Below are 4,060 nucleotides of genomic sequence, written 5' to 3'. Positions count from 1 at the left end.
GCGCGGGCCGACGCCACCTTCTACACCCAGTGAGCCGAAGCCCCTCCCCCTCCGCGGCGGCGGCCCCACGGGACCGACCGGCTCCCACCGCCCGGCCCGTTCGACACACCACGAACGCGGCGGCTGCGGCAACGGCAGACCACTCGCGCCCACGCCAGAGCCGTCTTCCACAACGACGCGTCCCTCCACCGGGAGCACGCCGCCTCCAACGCGGAACAGCGGCGGAGCAGCGGCCGAGCGGTCCTGCCATCTCTCGCCCCGCCCCCAGCCACCGCACCACATCAAGGAGCCGTCATGACATTGCCGGTCCCCAGTCGAAGAAGCGCGATGAAAGCGCTCCTCGCCCTCGGCGCGACCCCCGCGGTACTCGCCTCCCCGCTGGCACCCCTTCTCAGCGGCACGGCACACGCGGCCGCCCCGCCCGCCGGCCGGACCTCGCGGTACACGATGACCGCGTTCACGTACTCCAGCGAGCGGAACATGTACGTGTACGACTCCGTGGACGCCACGGGCTTCGACCTCGTGAAGGGGCCCGCCTACACACCGCCGTCCGGGCTGGTGCGCGACCCCAGCATCTTCCGGCACACGGACGGCTTCTACTACGTCACCTACACCGCCAACTGGACGGGCAACACCATCGGGCTGGCCCGTAGCGCGGACCGGCAGAACTGGACCTTCCTCGGCAACCTCACCATCAACTTGCCCGAGGTCGGGAACGCCTGGGCCCCCGAGTGGTTCATCGACCCGGACAACGGCAGCGTCAACATCCTGGTCTCTCTGCATCTGAACCCCGAGGCCAGGGGGGTCTTCAACCCGTACGTCATCACGGCGACCGACAGCACCCTGACCTCGTGGAGCACCGCGACCCCCATGACCGGCGACGTCAGAGGGGGTTACATCGACACCACCGTCGTGAAGATCGGCTCTACGTACCACGCGTTCCTGAAGAGCACCTCCACCAGGTCCATCGACTTCGCCACCTCCAGCAGCCTGACCGGCCCCTGGACGGTCACCAAGACCGGCAACTGGGTCGATCTCGACGGGGAGGGCCCGGTCCTCGTCCAGCTGGACAACGGCGGCTGGCGCATCTTCTTCGAGGACTACACGCGAACCAAGTTCTACTACGTCGACAGCTACGACACCTTCAAGACCTGGACGACACCGGCTGAACTGCCCGGCCTGTCCGGCACCGTCAAACACCTCACGGTGGTCAAGGAGACCGTCACCGGAGGCGTGACCCTGCCGCTCAACACCACCCGCTCCTTCAAGTCGGTGAACTTCCCCGACCGCTACATACGCCACCGCAACTTCCTCGGCTACACCGACACCGTGGACGCCTCCAGCACGATCCAGACCAAGCAGGACGCCACCTTCACCGTCGTCCCCGGCCTGGCCGACGCCAACTGCTACTCCTTCCGCACCGCGAGCGGCCTCTACCTGCGTCATTCGGCGTTCCGTGTCCGCGTCGGCGCCAACGACGGCACGGCCACCTTCGCCAAGGACGCCACGTTCAACGCCCACCCGGGCACGGCAGCGAGCTCGGTCGCCCTGGAGTCGTACAACTTCCCGGGCTACTACGTCCGCCACCGGAACGGCGAGCTGTGGGTCGACCCCTACACGGCCACCGACCTGTTCCGCGCCGACAGGAGCTTCCAACCCGTCACGGCCTGGCAATGAGCTGGACCCGGTCACTGCCCTCCACTCCCTCGTCGCGGCCGCCAGCCAGGAACCGCCAACCGGTCACCAACGGTGACGCGTTTCCACAGGTCAACGCACCCTTCCCCGCGGCTTCAAGGGCACCGGAGGCAGTTCCGGCGCGGGCAGGGGAGCCCCGTCGTACCCCTTCACCTCTCCGAACCGCGTCCCATCCATCCAGTCCCGGCGAGCCTGTTCGATCTCCTCCTGGGAGCGGCCGATCCAGTTCCAGAACATAGCGGATCCTGCGCGCATCAGTGCAGGTCAGCGGCGTTCCGGACCGCCGACGGTTAGCAAACTGTCAGCATCGGTCCCGGAGGAGTCAGCAACCGTGAGTTCCACTGCCCTGGTTCGTGGGATGGGGTCGTTTTCAAGGAGTGTGAGCATCCGCGGTCGCGGTGGTCGAAGTGTCCTCATCCGTACAAGATCCGGTACAGGTCTGCGGCGGGGAAGCAGGTGAAGGAGTCCGGGTTCGCCACCCAGGACAGGGCGATCGCGCGGTTGACGGAGGTCTACAACGCGAAGAAGGGGGTCTGTGTAGCGAACGGTGGAACTCAGTCGGATTTGTTCAGCGGCGTCCGGCGGTGAGCCGGCCGTCGAAGGTGATGTCGAAGGCTTGGAGTGCGGCCTTCCAGCGCATGGTCCAGCGTTTGCGTCCGGTGCCGGTCGGGTCCAGGCTCATGACGGCCAGGTAGACGCATTTGAGGGCGGCCTGGTCGGTGGGGAAGTGTCCCCGGGCCCGGACGGCCTTGCGGATGCGCGCGTTGATGCTCTCGATCGCGTTGGTGGTGCAGACAATCTTGCGGATCTCCACGTCGAACCGGAGGAAGGGCACGAACTCCGCCCAGGCCGCCTCCCAGAGCCGGACGATCGCCGGATACTTCCCGCCCCAGGCTTCGGTGAACTCCACGAACCGCTCGAGCGCGGCGTCCTCGGTCGGCGCGGTGTAGACGGGCCTGAGCACCTTCGCGATCTTCTCCCAGTCCTGCCGGGCCGCGTAACGGAAGCTGTTCCGCAGCAGGTGAACGACACAGGTCTGGACGATCGTCGCAGGCCAGACCGTGTTCACGGCGTCCGGGAGGCCTGTCAGGCCGTCGCAGACCAGCATCAGGACATCGGCCGCGCCGCGGTTCTTGATCTCGGTCAGGACCTGGAGCCAGTACTTCGCGCCCTCCCCGCCGTCGCCGATCCACAGGCCCAGGATGTCCCGTTGTCCCTCGGCGGTGACCGCCACCGCCATGTAGACAGGCCGGTTGGCGACCTGCCCGTCCCTGACCTTCACGTTCACGCAGTCGATGAAGACGACCGGATAGACGGTGTCCAGGGGACGGTTCTGCCATTCGCTCATGCCGGCCATCACGCTGTCGGTGATCGTGGAGATCGTGGACTTGGAGATCTCCGCGCCGTAGACCTCGGCGAGATGCGCGGAGATCTCCCCGTGCGTGAGCCCTTTCGCCGACAGCGACAGGACCATCTCGTCCACCCCGCCCAGACGCCGCTGGCGCTTCTTGACCAGCTGCGGCTCGAACGACCCGGCCCGGTCCCGCGGCACCGCGATCTCGACCGGCCCCGACTCGGTGATCACCGTCTTGGAGCGGTGTCCGTTGCGGTAGTTCTCCCGGCCGCCCTCGGCCCGCTCACCGGGCTCGTGGCCCAGATGATCGGTGAGTTCGCCTTCCAGCGCGGACTCCAACAACCGCTTCGTCAGCTGCTGCAGCAGGCCACCCTCCCCGGTGAGCTTCACCCCACCGGCCTGGGCCCGGGCCACCAGCTCGGCGACCAGCCCGTCATCCACGGCGCCCGCCCCACTCACAGCGGCCTTCCCGGCCTCGGTGTCACTCGTCACGTCAGTCATCAACTGTCGCTTCCAGCTCGGGAGTTACACCGCTCACCGTACAGACCCTCGGTGATCGACAACGCCGCAGAGGTGCAAGATTGTTTCCGCGCCTCTCCATCACCAGGGATCTGCGATTGGATGGCAGCAGTGTCCGCCCTTGCCTGCGGAACGCGCGACTGTGCGCCGTGGGCTTCACGAGCCGACTCATACGGGAAACAGCACAATGAAGCGCTCCGGGATCGGTGGAGGCTCTATACGCTGACTCCCGCCGCCGGTTGGGGCTGGTGTTGAGCGTAGTAGTTGATCTCGTGCTCGTGGGGCGGGATGTGCCCGATCGCGGTGTGGAGACGCTGGTAGTTGAACCAGTCGGCCCATTCCGCTGTGGCGAGTTCGACGTCGGCCAGGCCATGCCAGGGCCTGCGGGGCTTTATCAACTCGGTTTTGTAGAGGCCGATCTGGGATTCCATGAGGGCGTTGTCCAGAGCGTCTCCGACCGTACCGATCGAGGCGTCGATGCCGGCCTCGAGG

Annotated in this window: 3 protein-coding genes and 1 pseudogene; 1 reads left to right on the top strand and 3 read right to left on the bottom strand. The window is 66.9% G+C overall.

The genetic code is table 11. The features are described from left to right. Nucleotides 1-294: 294 nt before the first annotated feature. A complete protein-coding gene (locus SMA5143A_RS38345; protein ID WP_107467415.1) occupies nucleotides 295-1,677 on the top strand; it encodes a glycoside hydrolase family 43 protein in 1,383 nt (460 codons plus the stop codon). Between the two features lie 90 nt (nucleotides 1,678-1,767). On the opposite strand, the pseudogene SMA5143A_RS38340 reads toward SMA5143A_RS38345, so the two are convergent. The 3 genes and pseudogenes from SMA5143A_RS38340 to SMA5143A_RS38325 all read right to left on the bottom strand — a co-directional run. Beyond that, nucleotides 1,768-1,932, bottom strand: a pseudogene (locus tag SMA5143A_RS38340) (pirin family protein); the annotation flags it as partial. Nucleotides 1,933-2,263: 331 nt separating this feature from the next. Next, nucleotides 2,264-3,550: an IS256 family transposase gene (locus tag SMA5143A_RS38330; RefSeq protein ID WP_107467413.1), complete on the bottom strand. Its 1,287-nt coding sequence runs from the start codon at nucleotides 3,548-3,550 to the stop codon at nucleotides 2,264-2,266. 233 nt (nucleotides 3,551-3,783) lie between these two features. Continuing rightward, nucleotides 3,784-4,060, bottom strand: a 277-nt coding sequence (locus SMA5143A_RS38325) for an integrase core domain-containing protein (RefSeq protein WP_146194022.1), incomplete at its 5' end; no start/stop codon positions are given.

The sequence above is a fragment of the Streptomyces sp. MA5143a genome, assembly GCF_900290235.1.
Classification (GTDB): Bacteria; Actinomycetota; Actinomycetes; order Streptomycetales; family Streptomycetaceae; genus Streptomyces.
This window is presented reverse-complemented; position numbering and strand designations above follow the sequence as displayed.